Source organism: Dietzia sp. SLG310A2-38A2 (assembly GCF_014145095.1).
Lineage (GTDB): Bacteria > Actinomycetota > Actinomycetes > Mycobacteriales > Mycobacteriaceae > Dietzia.
The window spans coordinates 1-1,933 of sequence record NZ_JAALDX010000160.1; the positions used below are offsets into that span (position 1 = coordinate 1).

Consider the following 1,933-nt stretch of genomic DNA (forward strand, 5'->3'; position numbering starts at 1 on the left):
GGCCGCGGGACCGCGGGGCGGACGGCTCAGGCGAGCGCGGCGCCGCGGGCCCGGTCGAGCTCCTGCTCCAGACCCGCCACCAGGGTCTCCGCCGGCTGTTCGCCACACATGCCCAACCAGTTGGCGAGCATGCGGTGGCCGCCGTCGCTCATCACCGATTCGGGGTGGAACTGGACCCCGTGGACGGGCAGTTCGCGGTGCCGCATCGCCATGATCAGCCCGGACCCGGTCCATGCGGTGGGCACGAGCTCCTCCGGGACGGTCTCCGGCAGCACCGTCAGCGAGTGGTAGCGGGTCGCCGTGAACGGGCTGGGGATCCCGGCGAGGACCCCCGAGTCGTCGTGGGTGACCCGGCTCGTCTTGCCGTGCATGAGTTCGGCGGCCCGGTCGACCGTGGCACCGAAAGCCTCACCGATCGCCTGATGTCCCAGGCACACGCCCAGCACCGGGACGCCCGCGCGTCCACAGACCCCGATGAGCGGGATCGTGGCCCCCGCCCGGTCCGGCGTGCCCGGGCCCGGGCTGAGCAGGACACCGTCGAACTCCGTGACCACGCTCGCCAGCGACGCCGGGTCGTAGCCACCGTCCGGGCCGGCGAGCCTCTCGTCGTCGTTCCGCCACACCTCACACGTCGCGCCCAACTGGCCCAGGTACTGGACCAGGTTGTAGACGAAGCTGTCGTAGTTGTCGACGACGAGGATGCGCATAGATGCAGCGTACTGCTGTCGTCGGGATGAACGTTCCGGGCGGGGCTTGGTAGAGTGGCCTGGATCAGCCCCACCATTGCGAGGACGTCATGCCCAAGTCAAAGGTCCGGTCGAAGACCGAGTACACAGACGCGGCCGTCAGCCGCACCCCCGTCAAGGTCAAGGGGACGCCCACGGGGCAGTGGTACCTCATCGTGATGTTCGGTCTCATGATCCTGGGGCTCGTGTGGTTGGTCACCTACTACATCGCCGGTGAGCGGATCCCGTTCATGCAGTCCCTCGAGACCTGGCAGAACTTCGCCATCGGGTTCGGACTGGCCGTGGTCGGGCTGCTCATGACCATGAACTGGCGCTGACACCCGCTTCACCGGAACCCCGTTCCGCGCATTCCACAGCTTTATACACAGGTCACCCCCCGCACAACGCGGGGGGTGACCTGCATTTTCTCATCGAATTGACATCCATGCAGGTCAAGGTGGTGTATTCGGCGAAGTGACCGGTGTTAGCGGTGCCCGCAGCCGCCCACACAGGCTGTGGACAACTCCCTCCACACTGGGGATAAACCCTCCACGACGACGACGAGGACGACATCGCAGGTCGGGGTGCTGTCCTCTCGAACGCGAATCGAACTCCACCCGTGTGATTCATCCACACTGTGGATTCCGCCTGTGGATAAGGGAGGATGGCGGGATGAGTGAGGCAGCAGCGTCCACCGGCGGACACAACGCCGCGTCGTGGGGCCCGGGGACCCTGTGGCCGGCCGCGCAGATCGCCCTCGGCGCCGGTGCGGTGGTGGTGGGACTGAGCACCGGGGATCCCCTGGGGCTCATCCTCACCGGGCTCCTGGCGCTGCTCGTGGTCCCCGCGGGGGTGATCCAGTTGATGCGGCGTCCCCGGATAGAGGTGGTGGACGGACAGCTCGCGATCAAGAAGCTCGGTGGCGTGGTGTTCGTCCCGCCGGCGCAGGTCGTCGAGGCGCGCGGGCTCGGGGTCGCGAGATGGGGCGTGCGCCAGCACCTCATGCGACTGGAGTACGTGGACGACCGGGGGCGGGAGCAGCTCGACGTGTTCACCCGAGGCGACCTGGGGACCGATCCACGCGAGGTGATGGAGAGGCTGGTGGGCCTGGGGTTCGGGGGGTCCCGAGGCCCGGGGTCAGGCGGCTCTGATGCTGGCCGCCCGGGGCCCGGCGGCTCTGATGCGGGCGGCCCGGAGGCCCGCGGCCC

Annotated in this window: 3 protein-coding genes; 2 read left to right on the plus strand and 1 reads right to left on the minus strand. The window is 68.7% G+C overall.

Annotated features, from left to right (window positions below):
* Positions 1-26 precede the first annotated feature (26 nt).
* Positions 27-707 (minus strand): aminodeoxychorismate/anthranilate synthase component II, encoded by a 681-nt coding sequence (locus G6027_RS06210; protein WP_182636395.1) that lies wholly within the window; start codon positions 705-707, stop codon positions 27-29.
* A gap of 89 nt (positions 708-796) precedes the next feature.
* Here G6027_RS06210 and crgA point away from each other — a divergent pair, with 89 nt between their 5' ends.
* Both crgA and G6027_RS06220 read left to right on the plus strand, forming a co-directional pair.
* Positions 797-1,063, plus strand: coding sequence for a cell division protein CrgA (gene crgA / locus G6027_RS06215; RefSeq protein WP_182636397.1), 267 nt, complete (start codon positions 797-799; stop codon positions 1,061-1,063).
* Positions 1,064-1,397: 334 nt separating this feature from the next.
* On the plus strand, positions 1,398-1,933 hold a 536-nt coding region (locus G6027_RS06220; RefSeq protein ID WP_241726871.1), incomplete at its 3' end, for a hypothetical protein.

What these genes read in the sequence shown, in the direction of transcription:
- G6027_RS06210 (WP_182636395.1), bottom strand. Translation starts at nt 707, where the DNA reads ATGCGCATCCTCGTCGTCGACAACTACGACAGCTTCGTCTACAACCTG.
- crgA (WP_182636397.1), top strand. Translation starts at nt 797, where the DNA reads ATGCCCAAGTCAAAGGTCCGGTCGAAGACCGAGTACACAGACGCGGCC.